Consider the following 22,382-nt stretch of genomic DNA (forward strand, 5'->3'; position numbering starts at 1 on the left):
CCGGCTTCGGCGGCGCGTGTGCGTGTTCAGGCGCGCTCGCACTCACGCCTTCTTCTCACTCGGCCCGTTGCTCAGGCATCATCTCGTAAGTGCCGTTCCACTGGAGGTACTCGTCCGGGACGCCGTCAACGACATCCAGCTCCGCCGGCATGCGCGTTGCCCGGTCTTACATTCGGCGTGAACCCGGCGTGAGCCGATCCGCTCACCCTGCTGACTACTTGCTCCTGCGGCCAACCGCCCCGTGGGCCACAACAGGGCCGTTGGTTCGGGTGGAAGTGAAGCCCGAGACGCTATGCGGCGCGGACGAGGTCGGGCAGGTGTTCGCCGCATCCTATGCCGGGGCGGTGTCCACTCGCCCCAGGTCGGCGTGGTCGTGCCCAGGGAGCACCGCGAGTTTCGATGTCTACGCGGCTGCGGCCGCGGGTTTGGTGCACTGCGAGTTCGAGACCTACACCGACTTGGCCGGGCACCCGGTGTACGGGCGGCGCATGCGCGAGCATGCCGTGCGCGGTTTCGCGGGCCAGTTGTGCGCAGAGTACCTCTTCTGACCGATGACTTTCAGCCGCTATCGTGTGCTCACTGTTGCCGATCGGAATAGTTGAGGAGAACCGATATGGGACGATTCGTCCCTCGTGCGTTGGCCACAGCGGTGTGTGCGGGATGGGGCGGTATCTGTGTAGCCGGCCTCGCGCCGACTGCCGCGGCCGCGCCCTCGATCTACGAACCGAGCATCACCCCGTGCAGTCACCTGTTCACGACCCCACTCGAACCCAGGCGGCCAGGTGCGAGCATCTATTGGAGCCCGTTCGGCACCGCCGACATCGTTTGCTACGACGCCGGTTCGCTGCCGGTGAGCTACTACCAGCGCGACCCAGCGGGACAGTGGCACGCGATGAACCAACTGATCCCCGGCAACTACTTCATCAACATATTCGGTTACGGCCACCTGCCCGCATAACGGTGAACGCGCCGCGCACCGACGACGACCGCATGCCTGTCGAAATGCGCCATACATCAAGGTGATCGGATACCCCCACCGGAACAGCCGGGGTGCTGTGCTTCTACCCGCGGCGACCGCGCAGGCCGAGGTATCACCGCAGTCCACTCCGTCCGTGTCGCTGGTGGGTGCCGCTGACCTCGCGCCACCAGTCGGCGGATAGCTGCGCGACGGATGGCACCCGCCACCGCCGCACAGCACCACAGGTGTCCGATCCGCCCGCCCGGCATCGGCTCAGCGGACAGACGTGACTTCTTCCGCACGCAGGGCGGTGATCGTGGCGCGCAAGGACTCCACGGTCGCTGTCGGCTCGATACCGAAGGCCGCGGTCGCGGCGGACGAGTCGAGCACGAACGGACGATCGAACTGGTAGCGCATCTCGCGCATCTCGCGGGCGTTGGGATCGAAAATCCCTGCGGCCCAGAGCATGGCGGCAGGCATCCGGCTCACGCGCGCGGGGGGCGCGTCCGCGACCGTCGCCGCGAGCCCGGCCAGCTCACGCACGGAGACCGGCGGCGCGGTCGGCGTGTGCCATGCCCGGCCCCACGCGTTTTCGTCGTCAGCGACCGCGACCAGGGTGCGGGCGGTGTCGGTGACGTCGGTCCAGCTGTGCGCGGCGTCCGGATCGGCGGGGAACAGCGCGCGGCGGCCTGAGAGCACGGCAGGCAGCGCCACCATGGTGAACGCCGATTTCGCTCCCGCGCCGAGGTAGTCCGATCCGCGCACTTCGGCGACGCGGACGCGGCCCGCCTGGTGCGCGGCCAGCGCCTCGGCCCACAATTCCGCACGCACCCGGCCCTTCACGCTGTTGGGCCGCAGCGGGTGCCGCTCGCTGATCGGACCGTCGACCTGCCCGTAGCCGTAGAGGTTTCCGACACTGAGCAGCGCGGCGCCGGTCACCTCGGCCGCTTGCAGCGTGGCGGCGGCCAGCGGCGGAAAGTCGGTCGCCCAGCGGTGATAGGGCGGCTGAGCGCACTGGAAGACGACGTCCGCGCCCGTGCACTGCCGAGTCAGCGCCGCGGCGTCGGTGGCGTCGACGGCGACGCGCTCGATCAACGGGTGATCCGGGCCGAGACCGCGCCGGGTGATCACGCGCACCTGGGCGCCACGCGCGGCGAGCAATTCGGCGGTCGCCGATCCCACGGGGCCTGCTCCGATGACGACGTACCGGGTCATGGCAATCCATCCTGTCAGGTGTTCCATTTCGAGAACACTGTTCTTGCTTACGCCCACTGTAGAGCGGCACGGGGATCCGCGTCAAGAACAGTGTTCACGAAACATACTTCCGTTCTCCAAAGCATCTCTTGTTCACTACACTGGCGATATGTCCGCACATTCCCTCCGGGCCCGCGTCCGCTCCGAGATGATCGAGGAGATCAAGGCAACCGCCCGCAAACGATTGGCGGTGGACGGCGCGAACCTGTCCCTGCGTGGCGTCGCGCGCGATATGGGCATCGTCGCGTCCGCGCTCTACCGGTACTTCCCGAGCCGGGACGACCTGCTGACCGCCTTGATCCTGGAGGCGTACCGAGCGCTCGCCGCCGAAGCCGAAGCCGCCGACGCGAAACCGCCCGCTGCCGATCTGCGTGGTCGGTGGATGGCGGTGTGCTCGTCCGTGCGGGACTGGGCCCTGGCCCATCCGGCCGAATACGGCCTGCTCTACGGCAGTCCCGTGCCCGGATACTCCGCACCCGAGGACACCGTGGCCCCCGCCGCGGCCGTGGTCTTCCGGCTCGTCGCCATCGCGCGGGCGGGTGCGGAAGAGCTCACCCCGCCGCCGCTTTCGACCCCGCTGCCCGCACCCGTCCACGCCGACCTGCGCCGCCTCATCGAACAACAGCAGTCCTCCGACCTGTCCGAGGACGTGCTCTCCCGCGTCTTCGTGGGCTGGACCCAGCTGTTCGGCCTGATCAACTTCGAGCTCTTCGGCCGCCTGAACGGAACCATCGACGCCAGTGCCGACTACTTCCGCCACCAGATGAACGTGATGGCCGACCTCGTGGGGCTGCCCTAGCCACTCGGGTCGGTTCGTGCCGTATCGGAGGCCACGCCCGCCGCCGGTGCGAGCGCTCGTCCAGCTCATATGGTGACGGCGTGTCCATGCCGGACGCCCGCGACCATGCGCCCGACGACGCTACGGTGACACCACCGAGATTCTCCGCGTTCCATTCGACCGAGCAAGATCACTCATTCGTGGAGGAACATTGCCGAGCTCGTTCACTCGCAGGGGCTTTCTGACCAGTGCGGCCACCTCGGCGACAGCCGCGGCCGCCGTTTCGGCCGGCGCCACCCCGGGCAAAGCGCGGGCGGACACCGATCCGGACAAGCCGAACATCCTGGTGATCATCGTGGACGAGATGCGGACACCGGTGTGGTTTCCCGATCAGCAGACGCTCGACACCGTTTTGCCGAACATCGCGCGGATCCGCCACGGCAGTGTGTCGTTCGAGAATCACTACACCGCGGCCAACGACTGCACGCCGGCGCGCGGTTGCTTGCTGACCGGCCTCTACTCCCAGCAGACCGGCGTGATGGTCGTGTCGGAGTCGACGTTGACACCACTGTTCCCGACCTGGGGATCGATGTTGCGAGACCACGGCTACGACACCACATACTGGGGCAAATGGCATCTCGGCAGCTATCCGGATCGCACCCCCGGCGCGCTCGAGGCCTACGGCTTCCACGGCGGCACCTATCCGTCCCCCAACGGTGCACCCGGCCAAGGGCTGCAAGCGGATCCGAAGATCGTCGACCAATTCGCCGACTGGTTCCACAACGATTCCGGCGACGCTCCCTGGTGCACGACGGTGTCACTGGTCAACCCGCACGATATCCAATGGTGGCCACGCTGGACCCGCCGCGACCAATTCAACGCCGACATCCCGCGCTGGATGAACGAGCTGCCACCCAACTTCGAATCACTCGAACAGCTGTCGAAGAAGCCCCGTTTGCAGATGGCGCTGGTCGAGGTCTCCGCGGTGGCGTTCGGGGCCGCGCCCTACGGCACAGCCGAAGCGATGCATGCCTGGATCGATATGCGCAATCTGTACCTGTGGGCTCAGCAGCAGGTCGACATCCAGATCGGTCGCGTGCTCGACACTCTGTATTCCCGTCCCGACGTCGCCGCCAACACCGTCATCGTCTTCACTTCCGATCACGGCGATTACGCGGGGTCGCACGGCCTGCACGGAAAAGGCGGCGCCGCCTACGACGAGGCGCTGCGGGTTCCGCTCTACGTGCACGATCCACGCGGCTACCTCAGTCCCGTCGAGGGCACGAGCACCCGAGACCAGCTCACCTCCAGCGTCGATTTCACCCCCTTACTGCTCACCATCGGCACCGGCGGCAATGGCTGGCGCAGCGACGGGCGCTACGAACACCTCACCGGCCGACTCGATATCGCCTCGCTCTGCCGCAATGCGGGCGCCGCGGGCCGGCCCTGGGTCGCGCACACCACCGACGAGTCTTCGATCGAGGAAGCCGCGATCCTGTTCAACCAGAACGCGCCCGGTCACGTCGCGATGGTGCGCACCGCGGACGCGAAGTTCGCCTCCTATTCCCAGTGGGTGCACGGCGCGATCCAGATTGATCCGGCTCGCGAGCAAGAATTCGAACTCTACGACTACAGCACCGACGGCGGACGGCTCGAACTCGACAACCAGGCCGCGACCGGAAACCCGTTGCGCGGCGAGATGGAATCGCTGCTCGACAACGTCATCCGCACCGAGATCCAGCAGCCGCTGCCGCCCTATCTGCGGGCCGCCCAAGAGGAAGGTATCGGCGACTACATCTCGGCGCAGACGAACATCCTGATCCAAGCCGAACGAATCGGTCACGCCCTGCTGGACGCCGTGCCGAAGCCGTCCTAGGGGGTGTCCTCAAAGTTGCTGCGGCGGATCTGCTTTGTGGCCGGTGGTGTTCTGTTTTGATGTCGCGTTGTGGTGCGCAGGCATGAGTTGACTGATGAGCAGTGGCAGGTCGTGGCGGGGTTGCTGCCGGTGTCGGGGGCTAAGGGCCGCCCCAGGGTGGATGATCGGCGGGTTGTCAACGGCATGTTGTACAAGGCCAAGACCGGGATCGCTTGGCGGGACCTGCCGCAGCGGTACGGGCCGTGGAAGACCGTCTACAACCGGTTCTGGCGGTGGTCGCGCAACGGGACCTTGGCGCTGCTGGTGGCGCGGGTTCGGGTGGTCGCCGAAGCGGTCGCCGAGCTGGATCGGGAGGTGTCGGTGGACTCGACGATCGTGCGCGCGCATCAGCACGCCGCCGGTGCCCGCCGCGGTCGGGTGGTCCATACCGGCGGAGACCGGGTTCTACCCCGAGGCAGGCGACGAGCCCGCTGACCACGCGATCGGCCGTTCCCGTGGTGGACCGACGACGAAGATCCACCTGGCCTGTGACGGGCTGGGGCGGCCGTTGCCGGTCGTGCTGACCGGCGGCAATGTCAACGACTGCACCGTGTTCACTCGAGTGCTGGCCGGTATCCGTATGCCACGCCCCGGGCGGGGCCGGCCGTGGACACGGCCACGTCGGGTGCTGGCCGACAAGGGCTACTCTTCACGAGCGATCCGGGAGCATCTGCGCAGACGCGGGATCGCTGCGACGATTCCCGAACGTGCCGATCAGCAGGCCCACCGCCGTCGTCGCGGCCCGGCTGGTGGTCGCCCGCCGAGTTTCGACCCGGTCGCTTACCGGCGCCGCAACGTGGTCGAGCGTTGCTTCAACCGGCTCAAGCAATATCGGGCCATCGCCACCCGATACGACAAAACCGCAACCTCTTACCGCGGCATGCTCGACCTGGCCACCCTGCTCATATGGCTTTGAGGACACTTCCTAGCTCCTACAGCAGGCGGCGCAGCTTCAGGTCATTCCGTTGTCGCAGGGCTCAGCCGGGTGCTGCCGGTACCAGTGTCAGCGGGCTCCTGTTACCGGTGCCCGCCGCACCGCAAGCTCGGAGCATGACACAGACCATATCGCCGGGCGCCGCGGCGGCAACGACGCCCGCCGCCGCTCCGGCCGCACCACCCGCCGCGCTGGGAGCGCGGCGTTCACTCGCCCTGCTCGCGGTCATCCTCACCGGCCAGTTCATGGCGGTACTCGACTCCTCCATCGTCAACGTGGCCATTCCCTCGATCCGCGGCTCGCTGCACACCACCGGCGCGGCCCTGCAGCTGATCGTCGCCGGTTACGTCATCGCCTACGCCGTCCTGCTGGTCACCGGCGCCCGGCTCGGCGACCGGTTCACCCAGCGCCGCGCGTTCATCGCCGGACTGGCGCTGTTCACCCTCGCCTCGCTCGCCTGCGGGCTGGCCTGGAACGAGACCTCGCTGATCGTCTTCCGGTTCGCCCAGGGTGTCGGCGCGGCGGCCATGGTGCCGCAGATCATGACGCTCATCCAGCGCACCTTCACCGGCGCGGCCCGCGCGCGGGCGCTGAGCGTCTACTCGGCCATCATCTCCGGTGGCATGGTCGCCGGACAGGTGCTCGGCGGCCTGATCGTCAACGCCGACCTGTTCGGCAGCGGTTGGCGCGGCGTGTTCCTGGTGAACGTGCCGATCGGCATCGCACTGCTGGTCGCGGCACCGCGCATTCTGCCGTCCTCGACCCAGCGTCTCGAGCGCAAGCTCGACCTGCCCGGGCTGGCCACGCTCACCGCCTCGGTGCTGCTACTGGTGTTGCCCCTGGTGCTCGGACGGGAACTGGAGTGGCCGCTGTGGTCGTGGATCGCGTTGAGCGCCAGCGTGTTCGGCTTCGCACTGTTCGTCACCATCGAGCGGATCGTCGCGCGCCGAGGCGGCGAACCGCTCTTCGCTCGGCCGGTGCTGACCGCACCGGGCTTGGTGCCCGCCGCCGTCGCGCTGTTCGTGACCATGGCGACCTTCGGCGGCTGGATGTTCGTCATGGCGATTCATTTGCAGAGCACGCTCGGCTACAGCGCCCTGCACGCGGGTCTGCTGTTCGTCCCGCTCGGCGTGGCCTTCGCCGTGGCCAGCCTGAACTGGGAGCGCATCCCGGATCGCTTCCACGCGAGAATGATCCCGCTCGGGCTGGTCCTCGGCGCGGTGAGCATGGTCGCCCTCGGTGTGCTGCTGCGCGACGGCGCCGAGGTCGGACCGCTCGCCCTGACCCTGCTCGGCCTGTGCGGCGCGGGCAACGGCATCGCGTTCAGTCCGCTCATGACTCGCACGCTGGCCAAGGTGCCGATGACTCTGGCCGCGGACGCGAGCGGCATCCTGGTGACCAACGTGCAACTGGGCATCGTGGTCGGGATCGCCACCTTCGGATCGCTGTTCCTCGGCCTCGCGGGCGGCACGGTGACCAGCGCGGCGCATGCGCTCGGCGGCACGGCGATCGCCGAAGGCGTCACGGTCCTGCTCGCCGCGGCCTTCGCGGCCCGCGCGGCGCGGTAGGCGTTCGAATCAGCACGACGCAAACCATGTGCCCGCCTGCCTCCGCCGCGCATGCTCGCAGGGGGTGCGCCGTCGGTGGCCCGAGCCGGATCGTGCCCGGCTCGGGCCACCGCTTACGGCGGCGGCGCCATGGTTCGCGGGACGAAAGAAGGTGTCGGATGGGCGTTTTCGCGCTCGGTGTAGAACTCGACGGGGAGGGGTTCCACCCCGAGGCGTGGCGGCGGGCCGCGCACGCACCGGATCGCCTGCTCACCGCCGACACCGTGCGCGAGCGGGTGACCGCCGCCGAGAACGCCGGGTTCACCCTGGCCACGTTCGCCGACTCGATCCTGCCGGACCAGGAGATACCGGGACGCATCGACGCGGTGACCCGGGCATCCTTCGTGGCGGCCACGACCAGCACGATCGGCCTGGTCCCCACGGTCGCCACCACCTACGCCGAGCCGTTCCACACGGCATCGCAGGTGGCGTCGCTGGACTACGCCTCGCGCGGGCGGGCCGGATGGATCGCCGAGCGCGTCGACGATTCGCGCGCCGCCGCGGCCTGGGGCCGTCAGCCGGTAGCGGGAGACGCCGGTCTGGCGCGTGAGCAACGCGATTCGATCGAGGTGGCCCGTCGGCTGTGGGACTCCTGGGAGGACGACGCGGTGATCCGCGACTACTCCAGCGGCCGATTCCTGGACCGGAACAAGCTGCACTACATCGACTTTCAGGGCGAGACCTTCTCGGTGAAGGGACCGGCGATCGTGCCGCGCCCGCCGCAGGGCCAGCCCGTGGTGTTCGGTACCGAAGGCGAGGTCGACGTCCGGTTCGTCGCGGCCGATTCCGTTGCGACGGCCGCCGAGGCGGGGGCCGCGGCGCGCTCGGCCGGGGATGCGCTGGTCTTCGCCGAAGTCGAAGTCACCCTGGATGTTTCCGGCGTGCCTGCCGCGGAGCGCTTCGAAGCCACTTCCGGTTCCCGTGGCCGATTGGCGTTCTCCGGCCCGGCCGAGGAGTTGACCGATCTGCTGACCGAGCTCAGTGCCCACCTCGATGGGGTTCGGCTGCATCTCGCCGTGATCGATGCGGACCTGCCCGTGCTCGCGCGCGAGGTGCTGCCCGCCTTGTTGCGCACCGGGGTCGCGCACCGTCCGATTCCCGGTTCGACGTTGCGCGCCGACCTCGGCCTGCCCCGCCCCGCCAACCGCTACGCGACCACGCGCTGATCGTCAGGAGATCGTTTCCGTGACCGACTTCCCGCGCCCCGACGCCCAGGTCCATTTCGGCGTCTTCTTCCAGGGCGTGAACCACACCACGATCTGGTCGGACCCGTCCAGCGGCTCGCAGATCGATTTCGAGACCTTCCGCCGGGTCGCGCAGACCGCCGAGCGCGGCCTGTTCGACGCGTTCTTCCTCGGCGAGGGCCTGCGGCTGCGCGAACAGGACGGCGTCATCCTGGAACTGGACATCGCGGGCCGCCCCGACGCGATCACCCAGCTCGCCGCGCTGGCGGGCATCACCCGGCACATCGGCTTGGTCGCCACCCAGAACACCACCTACAACGAGCCCGCCGATCTGGCGCGCAAACTCAGCGGCCTGGACCTGCTGTCCGGCGGTCGCGCGGGTTGGAACGCGGTCACCACCGACAACGCGTGGACCGGTGCGAATTTCCGGCGCGGCGGATTCCTCGACCACGCACTGCGCTACGAACGCGCCGCGGAATTCGTCGCGACGGTGCGGGCAATCTGGGATGCCTGGGACGACGGCGCGGTCGCGGCCTCGCAGCAGAGCCCCTCATGGGCGCGTCCGGAGGCGATCCATCCGGTCGTACGCACGGGCGCACACTTCGACGTGACGATCACCCCCACGCTGCCGCGCAGCACCCAAGGGCATCCGGTGATCTTCCAGGCGGGCGACTCCCCGGCAGGCCGCGATTTCGCCGCGGCGCACGCCGATGTCATCTTCTCCCGGCACGGAACGCATTTCGACGACGCGCTGGCCTTCGCCACCGATATCCGTGCCCGCCTGCGCGCGGCGGGCCGCCCGGAAGACGACATCCGGATCCTGCCCGGCACACAGATCATCCTCGCGGAGAAGGAATCCGAGGTCGAGGAGAAGGTGCGCTGGGTGAAGACCGGCCAGTACACCGGCCGGACCGCCCTGTCGCTGGCCGGTCAGATCTGGGGCCGTGACCTGTCCGGACTCGACCCCGACGGCCCGCTGCCCGCCGACGATCCCGAGCCACGCCCGATCTCGGAGACCAGGGGCGCACCCCGTTCCGGACAGGACCCGGTGACCATCGCCCGCGAATGGCGGGCCAGGGCAGAAGCGGAGAACCTCTCGCTGCGGGAAGTGGTGATCGCCTCCACCGAACGCTCCGGCTTCGCAGGCACGCCCACCCAGGTCGCCGACGAACTGGCCCGCTGGGTCCGCCACGGCGCCACCGACGGTTTCAACATCTCCCCTTACCTGGTCCCGACCGGCCTGGACGAGATCGTCGACTGGCTGGTCCCCGAACTCCAGGAGCGCGGCGTGTACCGAACCGAGTACACCGGACCCACGCTGCGCGAGCACCTCGGATTGCGCGAGCCACTCACCCGGCGGGCCTGAGCGGAGGGCGACAGTAGCCACCTGCTAATCGGGCCACAACCCAGCGCTCACGGTCTCCGTACGGCCAAACGGCACGGCCATCTACGTCAGCCGCCCATCGCAGCCTCGGACAGCTGCCAGGCCCCATCCGTTTGACGTATTCCATGCCGAGCATAGCCACTCGGCGATGGTAAAAATTCACGATCATCCAGCTAGTGAGATGCGTGCATACACGTCCCATGAGTAAGAGAACTCGCGGCGTTCAAGTAACACCATCGCCGCCTCCGTGACCGATACATCCGCTCGGGGGATGGCAGTACTTATTTCGACAGCATCAGCAGCCCTGGCGAAGGCCGGATAGGCAATTGTCACATGAGGATCGGATACCGACTCTTTTACTGGCGCTTCAGGCAAGACGGATAAGGTGGCCGAACGCAGCACATCGCGAAGGTTTCGCACACGCTCGGCGGGCGATACCTTGAACCCTATTGCGCCGCGAAGATTGCTGGGTTGCTCAATCGTCATGGTGAAGGGCATTTGATCTCGGCAAGCGCGCCGAGCAGCGGTGACGATTGAATCGAGCTGCTCTCGTGCACTTTCACCGTCATATGCGATTCGGTCCAGTGTTAGATGCAGACGATCCGAGGAGACCGGATAGAAGCACGTTGCGTCTATCGCTTGCTGGCACTCTTCGGTCAGCGCGTGAAGGTCCGAAGCATGTTCAAAAGTGATGAACCAGTAGTAGCCCAGTGGCCCAGCGCGACGATCGCGCCGTTTATCGTTCGCATTACTCATCTTGCTCATCAATGCTCTTAATGTTCGCTAGCGCCTCTCGTACAGCACGCAGTTGTAACGTGTCTCCCCACCTGGCCGTGGCATCCTGCACAAATTCCGAGACCCGACGTCGGACTTGCATCATAGGCTTGCCCGGTGACACTCCGAGGGCATCGAGCATGATGCTTGTGGCGGCATCCAAGTCGGCATCTTTGGTTAGGACATGTGAGCGCGCCAGGTCGATCATCACCAGCGAACGACCCCAGGGGGAGTTTGTTTGGTTCATCTCGGGCAGAGCTAGCGCCGCATACTGTTCGACCTTCTCTGGCATTGCCAAGGAGAGATACGAGGTGGCCGCGTTCCCGGCCACCTGCGCCGGGCTGTAACCTTCGAGCGAGATACTGGACGGAACGACCGCCGGTTCTCCGTTGTGCGACAAGCGTTCGTATGCCTGATCAACCGCGTGGTGTACGCCCTCAACATCACCAAGCTTTCCCATCGCCCGTGCGACACCATTGATGGCAAGGCGGGCGCGCTGCGGCCCGTAACCAGCATGCGCAAGGCCGTCTTGTGCGTAGCGCAGCGCCTCATCGTACTGTCCCGCATAGTACTCGCAGAAACTTTGCAGGCCGCGTGCCCATGCTACGAGGTTTTTGTCCTGTGCATACTCGCCGAGCTGGAAGGACTCCAAGCAATAGGCGCGGGCGAGCGAAAAGTTGCCGGTCCCGACTGCGATGTAGCCGAGGAGTCCCGAGGTCTCACTCGCGATCTCGAACAGTCGACCTCGCTGTCTCGGATGACCACACTCGTCAATGAGTTCATCAAGCCAGACACGCTGCTTCTGGAGGGCCGGAACAAATTTGGCGGGATCAATCGTTTCGTACTGCGCGATGGTCTGCCGCGTACTGGTCTGCAGCTGCTGAAGAATCTCGGGATCGATTGAGCGGCTGAGCTTGTGGACACGAGCGAGTACCGTGATCAGCTCTTCCCTAATCCCCCGATCGGGATGTGGCGGCTCGTTCGCTTCACTGTCGTCTGTGCGTGACGTACTGATCGTCTCGTCATCGACAGGCACAGCACTTGCATGCGTTGACCGGCGGGCTGGCGGCTGGTGCCGCGCCCTCCATTCAGACTCCCCTTCAGCCACGATTTGCTCGAACCGTGCCCGGTCTTCTGTGGTTGCTCGCTGGTCGAGCGTGATGTCCAGAATGGTCTGTGTATTCGAACGCGGCCTGACTGAACTGAGGCCCGTCCGCCAGTTGTTGACGGTCGTCGTCTCCAGTCCTAGCAAGGCGGCGAAGTCTCGAACCGATCGCCTCATGGCTTCTTGCAGTGCCACCGCCTCGAAGCCCGTCCATGCCCGCCCTCTGACCATTGCCATACCTTACGATTTGCCGCCTGAGCTGGGTAAATGCGCACGTTGGACCAACGGTACCCGACTATTACACGGTCGCGCGTGCCAACGGCCGACGGGCACGGTTGAACCGGTCCCCGGCACCGAGCCGACGCCGCATCTCTCGGGCGGCGCATCCGCCCCGGTGAGCCGGAGTGGGTGGCGAAAGCCCTTGGCGCCGGGGACCGCGTTCTGCCTCCGTCACTTTGCCGGGAAGGTGCTCCCCCAATGCCCTACGCGACCCTCGCTGTCCACCAGCTCGCCACTATGACCATGCCTGAAACTCATCAGGCCCCCGAGCGGCCTTTCGCCATTGATCAAGCGCACGCAGTGATGCAGTTCCATGTTGTCTGTCGCGCCGAGAAATGCCCGCGGAAGGCTGCCGCGCTCCATGCTCTGATCGCGGCAGGCCGAATTGTCCCTTCCACCGGCAAGCCCCGGTGACAGCTGTGCGGCCCCTCCGCCCGTCCCAGCGTATTCGGCACATCCACATCGAATCCGACGCGCTCAGCCTGGACTACCGAGCCAGTGCCGAGCAAGCGCAGAACGTTGCCGACGCACTGACGCGATGCTTCCCGGAGCTGGTGGTCACCGTCGATGACGACGTCCGTGCCGATCTGCCGCCGCTGCCCTGCGCCGGGCTGTGGGACTGAGCCACTCAGCTCGCCATCAGGACCCGAGATCGAAAGGACACCCTATCCATGCCGTCTGATTCTCAGCGGTCGAAGCATTTCGTTTTCGAGGTCACCCCGAATGTGCCGCTGGCCTTATGGTTCCCGCTGCCGAGCCGCGACCCGATCAGCCGCTGCCGGATGCGGGACCGTTCCTGCAGGTATGGGGTGGTAGAGCCGAGGATGGTGAGACGACAGGCGGGAGGGTCGTCGTGACTTCCTCGGATCCCCTGCCGGACAGGGTGTTTGTCCGAGCAGACGGCATACTGGCTGAGTTCATGTGCCATGCGCATCTACTGGAACTCACTGTTGAACGCGCTCGCGAGCTTCGGCGCATCCATCGGTTTCACCGCCCGGACGAGTGCATCGTGCATCTCGAAGTGGCCTACGTGCTGCTGATCGAGGACTGCGACTGAGTTGACGGCGTCGGTCGTCTGGGCTCTGTGGCTCCGGGCAGAGATGGCAGCGAGCCAGGACCTTGTGGCTCTCAGGCTTGGTGGGTGACCGGAGTTGGCCGCGACGCTCATACCGCCCAGTCCTTCCCGCGACTCTGCCGAACATGCACTTCTCGAGGCTTCCGAACGGACTGGTGGCGTAGGAGTACCGCGCGAACGGCGGAAGGAACGCGAACGGAGCCGCCGTCCCGAGTGGACGACGGCTCCGGCCTTCTGCGAAGAATTCAGAGCACGGCTTCGATCGCCGCGATCAATTCCGGCGCCTCGGGCGTGGTCCGCGGGCGGAAGCGGCCCGCGACTTTGCCGTCTCGGTCGATCAGGAACTTTTCGAAGTTCCACTGGATGTCGCCGGCCGCGCCCTCGGCGTCGGGGGTCTCCGCCAAGCTCTGGTAGAGGGCGTGGCGCTGGTCGCCGTTGACGTCGGTCTTCTCCAGCAAGGGGAAATCGACGCCGTAGGTGGTGGAACAGAACTGCTCGATCTCTTCCGCGGTGCCCGGCTCCTGGCCCATGAACTGGTTGCACGGCACGCCGACCACGCTGAAACCGCGCGGCCCGAAGGACTTGTGCAGTTCGACCAGACCGGAGTATTGCGGCGTCAGCCCGCATTTCGAGGCCACGTTGACCAGCAGGACGGCGCGGTCGCCGACCAGGTCGGCCAGCGTCGTCGGCTCGCCGGACAGCGTGCGTAGCGGAACTTCTCGAAGGCTCATACGTATGGACCTGCCCATTCTTGATTCCGTGGATCCACCCCGACGGCCACGCTACCGGATCGGCGACCGTGGCAGGCGCGGCGAGGGAACCGCGCTCAGCGCAACCTGGTTCGGCGCATCAGCCGCAGTGAGGTCAGCGTCATCTTCAGCTGCTTGTCGTAGGGCTGACCCGCCCGCGCGGCGAGCACCTGCTTCTTGAGCACACCGACGTTCACCGTGTCGGTGTACTTCAGCAGGCCTTGGTCGCCGTGCCGGGTACCGACCCCGGACTGCTTCACCCCGCCCGACGGCGTGCCTTTGGCGGCGTAAGTGGCGACGAAACCGTCGTTGATGTTGATATTGCCCGCCTGCAGCTGGGCGGCGATCCGCTCGGCGTGCGCGAAGTCCCGGGTCCACACACTGGCGTTCAAGCCGTAGTCGGTGGCGTTGGCCAGACGCACGGCCTCCTGCTCGTCATCGAACGGATACACGCTGACGACCGGTCCGAAGGTCTCCAGCGTCGCGTGGGTCATCTCGGGTGTCACACCGGTCAGCACGGTGGCCTCGTAGAACGCGGGGCCGACGTCGGGGCGCGCTTGCCCGCCGACGTGGACCGTGGCGCCTTTGGCCCGCGCGTCCTCGACGTGGGCTGCGACCCGTTCCAGATGCTGCGGAGACACGAGGGAACCGAACTCCGGCGTGTAGTCGTAGGCGGCGCCGATCTTGCCGTTCAATTCGGCCGCGGCGGCGACCAACCGGCGCAGGAACTCGTCGTGGATGCAGCGGTGCACGTAGATCCGTTCGATGTGCATGCACGCCTGCCCCGAGTTGGCGAACGCCGCGAACACCGCGCCGGGGATCACCTCGTCCAGGTTCGCGTCGGCGAGCACGATCATCGGATTCTTGCCGCCCAGTTCCAGGCTGCACCCGATGAGGTTGCGGCCGGCCTGCTCGCCGACGATCCGGCCGGTGGCGGTGGAGCCGGTGAACATGACGAAGTCGACGTTGTCGATCAGGGTCGGTCCGATGTCGGGTCCTTCCCCGCACACCACCTGGACCAGACCGCGCGGCAGCCCGGCACGGTGCAGCAGCTCGACGCCGAAGAGCACGCACAGCGCGGTCTTGTTGTCCGGCTTCAGCACGACGCCGTTGCCCGCGATCAGCGCGGGCATGGCGTCGGACAGGGCGATGGCGAAGGGGAAATTCCAGGGCGCGATCACCGCGACGAGCCCCTTGGGACGGTGCTGCTCGGTGGAGGTGGTCAGCAGCGGCATCGGGCCGCCCCGCCGCTTCGGCCGCAGCACCCGGCGGGCGGTTTTGAGGTAGTGGCTGATCACCATGGGCACGTCGCAGGATTCCTCGACGGCCATGCGACGGGCCTTACCGCACCCGACCTGGATGAGGTCGGCGATGGTCTCCACTTCGCCGAGCATCAGCTCGTGCAGTCGCTCGAACACCCGCAGCCGCTGCCGCAAAGGCAGCGCGGCCCACTCCGTCTGCGCCGTCCGGGCGGCGGCGCACGCGGTCAGGACGTCCTGCGGGGTCGACTGCGGCAGTTCCCCGACCGGCGCGCCGCTGTAGACCTCGATCATCTCGAACGGCGCCGCGCTACCGTCGGCGGCGACCAGGCCGGTCAGCCGCTCGATCAGCTCCCCGGTGATCCTGGCGGGCAGGGTACCCCTCGCCTTGTCGGTGTGTGCTGTGCTCATCGGATCTTCTCCATGACGTCGGGCATCGCCGCAGGTGCCGGGCCGGACAGTGCGACTGAATTAGAACACGTTCCGGTTTTGGATTCATCGTATTCGCCCCGGCACGCCCTGCCTACCCGGCGCGCGCCAGGAATTCGGCTCACTCGTCCGCGGCGATCGACAGCGCCTGGGCCGGGCAGTAGCGCACGGCGCGCTGCACGTCGGCCTGTGCCCGCGGGTCCGCGGCGGCGGCGCGGATCTCCACTTTGCCGCGCTTGGGCACATGGAACGCCTCGGGCGCCTCGTCCTGGCATACGGCGTGTCCCTGACACAGATCCAGATCGGCCAGCACTCGCATCGTCGCCACTTCCTTACCGGTCGTTCGGTGCCGCGTCGTCCACGAGCGGACGCACCGGCGCCTCGGGTTGCACCTCGACCAGGACCAAGTGCGAGCCGCGCGGCGTGGACACCACCGCGACCACCGCGGCGGCCAGGTCGCTCGCGCGCAGCATGAACGGGTGCCTGGCGAAGCCCCAGGCCTTCCAGTCCTCCAGCACCGGGCCGACGATCTCGGGCGTAGTGTCCATGCCCATGCCGGTGAGCGTCGGGCCGGGCCGGACCAGCGACAGGCGAATGCCGCTGCCCTCGAGCTCCATTCGCATCTGCGCTGCCATCGCTTCCAGGCCCGCCTTGGCGGCGCTGTAGGCGCCGGTGCGCGGACGCGGTTCCGGCGCGCAGTCCGAGCTGATCAGCACGACGTCGCCGCGTTGCCTGCGCAGCATGCCGGGCAGCACCCGGTGCACGAGACGCTGCGCGCCGACGAGATGGACCTGTACCTGGCGCACGAACCGTTCCGGATCCATCGCGTGCGCTTGGCCGAATTCGATGTCGCCCGCGCTGGACACCAGGATCTCGGTGGGGCCGAGCGCTTCTTCGGCGGCGCGCACGAACTCGTCGACCGAGTCCGGCTCGGTGACGTCGAGGCGGTGGGCGAAGGCCGCACCGCCGTTGGCGCTGATCTTGTCCGCCAGCTCGGCGCACTGATCGACGCGACGCGCGCCGAGCGCGACGGGGTGGCCGAGTTCGGCCAGGGCCATAGCGGTGGCCGCGCCGATTCCGGAGGAAGCGCCGGAGACGAGCGCCGGCCTGCGCTCGGGATGAGGGGTGAATCTTGGCATTATCGAGTCTCCACGGTGACGGGTAGGTGCGCGAAGCCACCCACATCGGACGAGTGAACAGGTGCGATTCCGGATTCCGGGACTTCGTAGGTCCGCGCTCGCGAGCTGAACTCACGCAGGGCGACGGTCGCTTCCAGGCGGGCGAGGCGCGCGCCGGGGCAGAAGTGCCCTCCCCGATCGGACACCAGCGGCTCCACCGCAGCCGTCATCGCCCACCCTCCGAAACCGATAACACGTTCCGCCTCGCGGCAGAGTGCTGAGACTCAGGCGAAGACAGATAGCTGGACATGTGTCTGGACAGTACCACCCAACGTCGCTCCCGAACAATGCTTCCGGGCTACCAACCATTTCACCCACCTGAACCCACATGCGGAAGGGTGCCGCACAGGCAGTCGCACTACCGGACACCACCTCGGCCAGAATGGCAGAGTTAGAACCTGTTATTGCCACCGCTCACATCCCAAGACTATATTCCGTACAGGTGTCCAGACAGTATCGGAGTAATCCATGAGCAGCCTTGTGCCCGCCGACGGGTCCCGCCTGCTGATCGGCGGCAAGCAGGTCGAGGGCGCCGACGGTGTCTTCGCGACGGTGAATCCCGCGACCGAGGAGGTCCTCGGTCTCGCCGCCGACGCGAACGCGGCCGATCTCGACGCGGCCGTCGACGCCGCGCGCACCGCGTTCGACGAGACGAACTGGTCGCGCGATCACGCCTTCCGCGCCCGCTGCCTCGAGCAGTTGCGCACCGCGCTGCAATCGCACGTCGAGGAGCTGCGCGAGATCACCATCGCCGAGGTCGGCGCCCCGCGGATGCTCACCGGCGGCCCGCAGCTGGAAGGCCCCGTGGCCGACCTCGGCTACTCGGCCGGGCTGGCCGAAACCTACGACTGGGAAACCGATCTGGGCGTGGCCGAGCCGATGGGCATCAAGACGCGCCGCCTGCTGCGGCGCGAGCCGATCGGCGTGGTCGGGGCGATCACGCCCTGGAACTTCCCACATCAGATCAATTTCGCCAAGCTCGGCCCGGCGCTCGCCGCGGGGAACACCGTCGTGCTCAAACCCGCTCCCGACACCCCGTGGTGCGCGGCGGCGGTCGGCGCCATCATCGCCGAGGAGACCGATATCCCGGCCGGCGTCGTGAACATCGTGACCTCCGCCGACCACACGCTCGGCGCCCGGCTCACCGCGGACCCGCGCGTCGACATGATCAGTTTCACCGGGTCCACCGCCACCGGCCGCGCCGTCATGACGGGCGCGGCCGCGACGCTGAAGAAGGCATTTCTCGAACTGGGCGGGAAATCGGCGTTCATCGTGCTCGACGACGCCGACATCGCCGCGGCCTGCTCGGTGGCGGCGTTCTCGGTGTGCGTGCACGCCGGACAAGGATGCGCTCTGTCCACCCGTCTGCTGGTCCCCCGGGCCGCCTACGACCAAGCGGTGCAGGCGGCCGCGGCCACCCTGGGCGGGATCAGGCCGGGCGATCCCGCCGACCCGCGCACCATCTGCGGGCCGCTGATCTCCGAACGGCAGCGCGCCAGGGTCGAACGTTATCTCGACATCGCGCGCACGGAAGGCGGGCGGATCGTGGTCGGCGGCGGCAGGCCTGCCCAGCACGAGCGCGGGTTCTTCGTCGAACCGACCCTGATCGCGGACGTTCCCAACAGCGCGACGGTCGCCCGCGAGGAGATCTTCGGCCCGGTGCTGGTGATCATCCCGCACGACGGTGACGAGGACGCCGTCCGCATCGCCAACGACTCCCCCTACGGCCTCTCCGGTTCGGTGTGGGGAACCGACCCCGAGCGCATCCGGCGCGTCACCGAAGGCGTGCGCACCGGGACGCTGAGCGTCAACGGCGGCGTCTGGTACTCCGCCGACGTCCCGTTCGGCGGCTACAAGCAATCCGGCCTCGGCCGCGAAATGGGCGTCGCCGGATTCGAGGAATACCTCGAGACCAAAGTCATCGCCTCCCCGGCCTGATTCCGCCGCGGGACAACGACAACACAGAGGAGCTGAACCTCATGGCCCGTTTCACGGGAAGATCCGCCATCGTCACCGGCGCCGCCCAAGGCATCGGCGCGGCCTACGCGCAGGCGCTGGCCGCCGAGGGCGCGAACGTCGTCGTCGCCGACAAGAACGCCGAGGGCGGCGCGGCGGTCGTCGAGAAGATCGTCGCCGACGGCGGCACCGCGGTGTTCGGTCAGGTCGACGTGTCCGACCCCGAATCCGCCACCGAGCTGGCCGATTTCACCGTCGCCGAGTTCGGCGGCATCGACCACCTGGTGAACAACGCCGCCATCTACGGCGAGATGAAGCTGAACCTGCTGCTGACCGTGCCGTGGGACTACTACAAGAAGTTCATGAGCGTGAATATGGACGGCGCGCTCACGATGACCCGCGCCGTCTGGCCGCACATGTCCAAGCGCGGCAGCGGATCGATCGTCAACCAGTCCTCCACGGCCGCGTGGCTGTACTCCAGCTTCTACGGCCTGGCGAAGGTCGGCATCAACGGGCTCACCCAGCAACTGGCCTTCGAACTCGGCGGGTCGAACATCCGCGTCAACGCCATCGCGCCCGGTCCGATCGACACCGACGCCACCAAAACGGTCACCCCCGACGTGATCGTCGACGACATCGTCAAACGCCTGCCGCTCAAGCGGATGGGCACCCCGCAAGACTTGGTCGGCGCCTGCCTGTACCTGCTGTCGGATGAGGCGAGCTGGGTCACCGGGCAGATCTTCAACGTCGACGGCGGACAGATCGTGCGGTCATGAGCGCCCGCATCGGTTTCCTCGGCCTCGGCAACATGGGCGCGCCGATGGCCAAGCGCCTACTGGAATGGCCGGGCGGGCTGGCGGTGTGCGACATGCGGGCCGAAGCGGTCGAGCCGTTTCTGGCGGCCGGGGCCGAGGTCGTCGCCTCGGCCGCCGAACTGGCCGGACAGGCCGCGGTCATCTCGATCACCGTGGTGAACGACGCCCAGGTCCGCGAGGTGATCACCGGTCCGGAAGGGGTCTTGCGGACCGCCGCGCCGGGCACCGTGATCGCCGTGCACTCCACCATCAGTGATCGCACCGCCGAAGAACTCGGCGCTGTCTGCGCCGGCCGTGGCGTCGACCTGGTGGACGCGCCCATCAGCGGCGGCGCGGCCGGCGCGACACGCGGCGCGCTCGCGGTCATGGTCGGCGGCAGCGAGGCGGCCTTCGAGCAGGTGCGCGAACCGTTCGGCTGCTTCGCCGATCTGATCGTGCACGCCGGGCCGATCGGCGCGGGCACGCGCATGAAACTGGCCCGCAACCTGCTGCACTTCGTCTCCTTCACCGCGGCCACCGAGGCGCAGCGCCTGGCCGAGGCGGCCGGTCTCGACCTCACCGCGCTCGGCAAGGTGGTGCGGCACTCCGACGCGGTCACCGGCGGGCCCGGCGCCATCATGCTGCGCGACAGCACCGCCCCGATCCAGGACGGCGACTTCTGGCTGCCGATCCTGCGGCACGTGCGCGACCTCGGCGAGAAAGACCTGAGTCTCGCCCTGGAACTGGGTGAACGGCTCGGCACCGCGCTGCCACTGGCCCAATCGGCCCTCGACCGGCTCGGCCCCGGCCTCGGCGTCGGGACGGGCACCTCCGCATCGGAAAGGCAATCATCATGAGCGACAACGGTTCCGGCGACACAGTGCGGCAGCGCGGTCTGGCCAAGATGGCCGAGGTGTACGGCACGGAGTTCCAGGACTACCCCGGCCCCCACTTCGCGCTGACCTCTGACCACCTGTTCGCCGAGATCTGGTCGCGGCCCGGCCTCACCATCCGAGACCGCCGACTGCTGCTGCTCGGGGCGCTGGCGGCGCAGGGCGCCATCGACACCGCGGGCATCCAGATCGGGGCCGCACTGCGCAACGGCGAACTCACCGAAGAACAGCTGCACGAGATCGCGGTGTTCCTGTGCTACTACGTGGGTTGGCCGAACGGCACCAAACTCGACCTGCTGGTGGGCACGATTGTGGCGCAGCAGAAGAAGGCCGCCCGCGCGCAGTCCGCGCCCGCCGAACAGTGAAGGATCCGTTGACGATGTCTGACGCCACCACCATTCGCCCTTTGCGCGCAAGCCGAGTCGAGACCTGGGACCACCGGGCCGACGTGGTCATCGCCGGATACGGCATCGCCGGGGTCTGCGCCGCCATCGAAGCCGCCCGCGCGGGTGCGGACGTGCTGGTCCTCGAGCGCACCGGCGGCTGGGGTGGCGCCGCCGCCCTGGCGGGCGGATTCATCTACCTCGGCGGCGGCACACCGCTGCAGCAGGCCCTCGGCTTCCAGGACACACCGGAGAACATGGAGACCTTCCTGCTCGCGGCGCTCGGTCCCGGCGTGGACAAGGCGAAGATCGCCGACTACTGCCGCGGCAGCGTCGAGCACTTCCACTGGCTGATCTCCTGCGGTGTGCCGTTCCGCGAGGCATTCTGGGGCGAGCCCGGCTGGGAACCGCCGCACGACGAGGGACTGATGTACTCCGGCGGCGAGAACGCCGCGCCCTTCAACACGATCGCCGAACCCGCTCCGCGCGGCCATGTTCCGCAGATGGCCGACAAGCGCACCGGGGAGAAGGGCGGCGGCTACATGCTGATGAAGCCGCTGGCCGACACCGCGGAAGCACTGGGCGTCCGCGCCGAATACGACATGCGGATCGCGCGGCTGATCGTGGACGACGACGATCGCGTCGTCGGCGTGCTGGCCCGCCGCTACGGCAAGCAGATCGCCATCCGCGCCGAGCGCGGCGTCGTACTGGCCACCGGCAGCTTCGCCTATCACAAGGAGATGATCGAAGGCTACGCGCCGCGGCTGATCGGCAGGCCCGCCGCCGCGATCGAGGAGCACGACGGCATCGGCATCCGGCTGGCGCAGGCGCTCGGCGCGGAGCTGGCGCACATGGACGCGACCGAGGTGGCGTTCTTCGGAGACCCGCAGCTGCTGGCGCGCGGCATTCTGGTCAACGGGCGCGGCCAGCGCTACATCCCGGAGGACACCTACCCCGGCCGGATCGGGCAGGCGACGCTGATCCAGCAGGACAACCAGGCGTATCTGGTGATCGATGAGGCGGCCTACGAGGAGGCGCTGACGACCGAGACCTCCACCCCGTTCTTCCGCCAGCCTCCGACCTGGGTGGCGGAGACGATCGCCGAACTGGAAGCCGAGATGGGCCTGCCCGGCCAGGCGTTGCAGGCCACCGTGGAGTGCTACAACCTGCACGCCGCCGACGGCGCGGACCCGTTGCTGGGCAAGAAGCCGGAATGGGTGCGCCCGTTGCGCGGACCGGTGGCGGCGTTCGACATGCGCGGCTTCACCGCGGGTTTCACCCTCGGCGGTCTGCGCACCGACCTCGATTCCCGGGTGCTGCACGTCTCCGGCGAGCCGATCCCGGGGCTGTTCGCGGCCGGACGGTGCACCTCCGGTCTGTGCGCGGGCGGCTACGTCAGCGGCGCGTCGCTGGGCGACGGCAGCTTCTACGGGCGCCGGGCCGGCATCGCGGCGGCCAAGAACTGAACCGCTCCGACCCACCTAGTAGAATCCA

Annotated in this window: 22 protein-coding genes and 1 pseudogene; 15 read left to right on the top strand and 8 right to left on the bottom strand. The window is 67.8% G+C overall.

Going from position 1 to position 22,382, the window contains the following annotated elements:
- The first annotated feature begins 269 nt into the window (after positions 1-269).
- Positions 270-548 carry a hypothetical protein gene (locus tag LTT66_RS35020; RefSeq protein ID WP_233062755.1) on the top strand — a complete coding sequence of 93 codons (279 nt, stop codon included), beginning with the start codon at positions 270-272 and terminating at the stop codon, positions 546-548.
- Positions 549-613: 65 nt separating this feature from the next.
- A complete protein-coding gene (locus LTT66_RS35025) occupies positions 614-958 on the top strand; it encodes a hypothetical protein (protein WP_233062756.1) in 345 nt (114 codons plus the stop codon).
- A gap of 273 nt (positions 959-1,231) precedes the next feature.
- Here the strand turns inward: LTT66_RS35025 and LTT66_RS35030 are convergent, their stop codons facing one another.
- Complete coding sequence (locus LTT66_RS35030) at positions 1,232-2,173, bottom strand: NAD-dependent epimerase/dehydratase family protein (RefSeq protein WP_233062757.1); 942 nt, start codon at positions 2,171-2,173, stop codon at positions 1,232-1,234.
- Between the two features lie 148 nt (positions 2,174-2,321).
- Here LTT66_RS35030 and LTT66_RS35035 point away from each other — a divergent pair, with 148 nt between their 5' ends.
- From LTT66_RS35035 to LTT66_RS35060, 6 genes are all read left to right on the top strand, one after another.
- Complete coding sequence (locus LTT66_RS35035; RefSeq protein WP_233062758.1) at positions 2,322-3,011, top strand: TetR/AcrR family transcriptional regulator; 690 nt, start codon at positions 2,322-2,324, stop codon at positions 3,009-3,011.
- 343 nt (positions 3,012-3,354) lie between these two features.
- The gene (locus LTT66_RS35040; protein ID WP_332909704.1) at positions 3,355-4,866 is read left to right on the top strand and encodes a sulfatase-like hydrolase/transferase; all 1,512 of its coding nucleotides are present in this window, start codon (positions 3,355-3,357) and stop codon (positions 4,864-4,866) included.
- A gap of 72 nt (positions 4,867-4,938) precedes the next feature.
- A protein-coding gene (locus LTT66_RS35045) for an IS5 family transposase (protein WP_408638888.1) occupies positions 4,939-5,821 on the top strand; the annotation gives its coding sequence in 2 pieces (ribosomal slippage) (positions 4,939-5,313 and positions 5,315-5,821; 882 coding nt in all).
- Positions 5,822-5,955: 134 nt separating this feature from the next.
- Positions 5,956-7,407 (top strand): MFS transporter, encoded by a 1,452-nt coding sequence (locus LTT66_RS35050; protein ID WP_233062759.1) that lies wholly within the window; start codon positions 5,956-5,958, stop codon positions 7,405-7,407.
- A 158-nt stretch (positions 7,408-7,565) separates the two neighbouring features.
- A complete protein-coding gene (locus LTT66_RS35055; RefSeq protein ID WP_233062760.1) occupies positions 7,566-8,612 on the top strand; it encodes an LLM class flavin-dependent oxidoreductase in 1,047 nt (348 codons plus the stop codon).
- Between the two features lie 19 nt (positions 8,613-8,631).
- Positions 8,632-9,996: an NtaA/DmoA family FMN-dependent monooxygenase gene (locus LTT66_RS35060; RefSeq protein ID WP_233062761.1), complete on the top strand. Its 1,365-nt coding sequence runs from the start codon at positions 8,632-8,634 to the stop codon at positions 9,994-9,996.
- 183 nt (positions 9,997-10,179) lie between these two features.
- Here the strand turns inward: LTT66_RS35060 and LTT66_RS35065 are convergent, their stop codons facing one another.
- Both LTT66_RS35065 and LTT66_RS35070 read right to left on the bottom strand, forming a co-directional pair.
- Positions 10,180-10,779: a 2'-5' RNA ligase family protein gene (locus LTT66_RS35065; RefSeq protein WP_233062762.1), complete on the bottom strand. Its 600-nt coding sequence runs from the start codon at positions 10,777-10,779 to the stop codon at positions 10,180-10,182.
- Positions 10,763-12,124, bottom strand: coding sequence for a DUF1062 domain-containing protein (locus tag LTT66_RS35070; protein WP_233062763.1), 1,362 nt, complete (start codon positions 12,122-12,124; stop codon positions 10,763-10,765). The genes LTT66_RS35065 and LTT66_RS35070 overlap by 17 nt, the downstream gene beginning before the upstream one ends.
- Before the next feature lie 467 nt (positions 12,125-12,591).
- Between LTT66_RS35070 and LTT66_RS35075 the strand changes: the two genes are divergently transcribed.
- Positions 12,592-12,795, top strand: a complete 204-nt coding sequence (locus LTT66_RS35075; RefSeq protein WP_233062764.1) for a hypothetical protein — start codon at positions 12,592-12,594, stop codon at positions 12,793-12,795.
- Between the two features lie 230 nt (positions 12,796-13,025).
- Positions 13,026-13,229 carry a hypothetical protein gene (locus LTT66_RS35080; protein ID WP_233062765.1) on the top strand — a complete coding sequence of 68 codons (204 nt, stop codon included), beginning with the start codon at positions 13,026-13,028 and terminating at the stop codon, positions 13,227-13,229.
- Between the two features lie 263 nt (positions 13,230-13,492).
- On the opposite strand, the gene LTT66_RS35085 is transcribed toward LTT66_RS35080, so the two are convergent.
- From LTT66_RS35085 to LTT66_RS35105, 5 genes and pseudogenes are all read right to left on the bottom strand, one after another.
- A complete protein-coding gene (locus LTT66_RS35085; protein ID WP_233062766.1) occupies positions 13,493-13,978 on the bottom strand; it encodes a glutathione peroxidase in 486 nt (161 codons plus the stop codon).
- Between the two features lie 95 nt (positions 13,979-14,073).
- Positions 14,074-15,666 (bottom strand): succinic semialdehyde dehydrogenase, encoded by a 1,593-nt coding sequence (locus tag LTT66_RS35090; protein ID WP_233062767.1) that lies wholly within the window; start codon positions 15,664-15,666, stop codon positions 14,074-14,076.
- A 139-nt stretch (positions 15,667-15,805) separates the two neighbouring features.
- Positions 15,806-16,003: a ferredoxin gene (locus LTT66_RS35095; RefSeq protein ID WP_233062768.1), complete on the bottom strand. Its 198-nt coding sequence runs from the start codon at positions 16,001-16,003 to the stop codon at positions 15,806-15,808.
- A gap of 13 nt (positions 16,004-16,016) precedes the next feature.
- On the bottom strand, positions 16,017-16,823 hold the full coding sequence (locus LTT66_RS35100; RefSeq protein ID WP_233062769.1) for an SDR family oxidoreductase: 807 nt from the start codon (positions 16,821-16,823) through the stop codon (positions 16,017-16,019).
- Positions 16,823-16,996: pseudogene (locus tag LTT66_RS35105) on the bottom strand (cytochrome P450); the annotation flags it as partial. The pseudogene LTT66_RS35105 and the gene LTT66_RS35100, both read right to left, overlap by 1 nt.
- Before the next feature lie 334 nt (positions 16,997-17,330).
- Here LTT66_RS35105 and LTT66_RS35110 point away from each other — a divergent pair.
- The 5 genes from LTT66_RS35110 to LTT66_RS35130 are packed head-to-tail and all read left to right on the top strand — an operon-like array spanning position 17,331 to position 22,354.
- Positions 17,331-18,800: an aldehyde dehydrogenase gene (locus tag LTT66_RS35110; RefSeq protein WP_233062770.1), complete on the top strand. Its 1,470-nt coding sequence runs from the start codon at positions 17,331-17,333 to the stop codon at positions 18,798-18,800.
- Positions 18,801-18,841: 41 nt separating this feature from the next.
- Positions 18,842-19,594: an SDR family oxidoreductase gene (locus tag LTT66_RS35115; protein ID WP_181723567.1), complete on the top strand. Its 753-nt coding sequence runs from the start codon at positions 18,842-18,844 to the stop codon at positions 19,592-19,594.
- Complete coding sequence (locus LTT66_RS35120; RefSeq protein ID WP_233062771.1) at positions 19,591-20,469, top strand: NAD(P)-dependent oxidoreductase; 879 nt, start codon at positions 19,591-19,593, stop codon at positions 20,467-20,469. The genes LTT66_RS35115 and LTT66_RS35120 overlap by 4 nt, the downstream gene beginning before the upstream one ends.
- Positions 20,466-20,870 (top strand): carboxymuconolactone decarboxylase family protein, encoded by a 405-nt coding sequence (locus tag LTT66_RS35125; protein ID WP_181723565.1) that lies wholly within the window; start codon positions 20,466-20,468, stop codon positions 20,868-20,870. Before LTT66_RS35120 ends, LTT66_RS35125 begins: the two co-directional genes overlap by 4 nt.
- A 14-nt stretch (positions 20,871-20,884) precedes the next feature.
- On the top strand, positions 20,885-22,354 hold the full coding sequence (locus LTT66_RS35130) for an FAD-dependent oxidoreductase (RefSeq protein ID WP_233062772.1): 1,470 nt from the start codon (positions 20,885-20,887) through the stop codon (positions 22,352-22,354).
- Positions 22,355-22,382: the final 28 nt, after the last annotated feature.

The sequence above is a fragment of the Nocardia gipuzkoensis genome (assembly GCF_021183645.1).
Taxonomy (GTDB): Bacteria; Actinomycetota; Actinomycetes; order Mycobacteriales; family Mycobacteriaceae; genus Nocardia; species Nocardia abscessus.

Excerpts from the sequence above, each read along its gene's own strand:
- LTT66_RS35025 (WP_233062756.1), top strand. The coding sequence starts at position 614 with ATGGGACGATTCGTCCCTCGTGCGTTGGCCACAGCGGTGTGTGCGGGA.
- LTT66_RS35030 (WP_233062757.1), bottom strand. The coding sequence starts at position 2,173 with ATGACCCGGTACGTCGTCATCGGAGCAGGCCCCGTGGGATCGGCGACC.
- LTT66_RS35035 (WP_233062758.1), top strand. The coding sequence starts at position 2,322 with ATGTCCGCACATTCCCTCCGGGCCCGCGTCCGCTCCGAGATGATCGAG.
- LTT66_RS35040 (WP_332909704.1), top strand. The coding sequence starts at position 3,355 with ATGCGGACACCGGTGTGGTTTCCCGATCAGCAGACGCTCGACACCGTT.
- LTT66_RS35050 (WP_233062759.1), top strand. The coding sequence starts at position 5,956 with ATGACACAGACCATATCGCCGGGCGCCGCGGCGGCAACGACGCCCGCC.
- LTT66_RS35055 (WP_233062760.1), top strand. The coding sequence starts at position 7,566 with ATGGGCGTTTTCGCGCTCGGTGTAGAACTCGACGGGGAGGGGTTCCAC.
- LTT66_RS35065 (WP_233062762.1), bottom strand. The coding sequence starts at position 10,779 with ATGAGCAAGATGAGTAATGCGAACGATAAACGGCGCGATCGTCGCGCT.
- LTT66_RS35070 (WP_233062763.1), bottom strand. The coding sequence starts at position 12,124 with ATGGTCAGAGGGCGGGCATGGACGGGCTTCGAGGCGGTGGCACTGCAA.
- LTT66_RS35085 (WP_233062766.1), bottom strand. The coding sequence starts at position 13,978 with ATGAGCCTTCGAGAAGTTCCGCTACGCACGCTGTCCGGCGAGCCGACG.
- LTT66_RS35090 (WP_233062767.1), bottom strand. The coding sequence starts at position 15,666 with ATGAGCACAGCACACACCGACAAGGCGAGGGGTACCCTGCCCGCCAGG.
- LTT66_RS35095 (WP_233062768.1), bottom strand. The coding sequence starts at position 16,003 with ATGCGAGTGCTGGCCGATCTGGATCTGTGTCAGGGACACGCCGTATGC.
- LTT66_RS35100 (WP_233062769.1), bottom strand. The coding sequence starts at position 16,823 with ATGCCAAGATTCACCCCTCATCCCGAGCGCAGGCCGGCGCTCGTCTCC.
- LTT66_RS35110 (WP_233062770.1), top strand. The coding sequence starts at position 17,331 with ATGAGCAGCCTTGTGCCCGCCGACGGGTCCCGCCTGCTGATCGGCGGC.
- LTT66_RS35115 (WP_181723567.1), top strand. The coding sequence starts at position 18,842 with ATGGCCCGTTTCACGGGAAGATCCGCCATCGTCACCGGCGCCGCCCAA.
- LTT66_RS35120 (WP_233062771.1), top strand. The coding sequence starts at position 19,591 with ATGAGCGCCCGCATCGGTTTCCTCGGCCTCGGCAACATGGGCGCGCCG.
- LTT66_RS35125 (WP_181723565.1), top strand. The coding sequence starts at position 20,466 with ATGAGCGACAACGGTTCCGGCGACACAGTGCGGCAGCGCGGTCTGGCC.
- LTT66_RS35130 (WP_233062772.1), top strand. The coding sequence starts at position 20,885 with ATGTCTGACGCCACCACCATTCGCCCTTTGCGCGCAAGCCGAGTCGAG.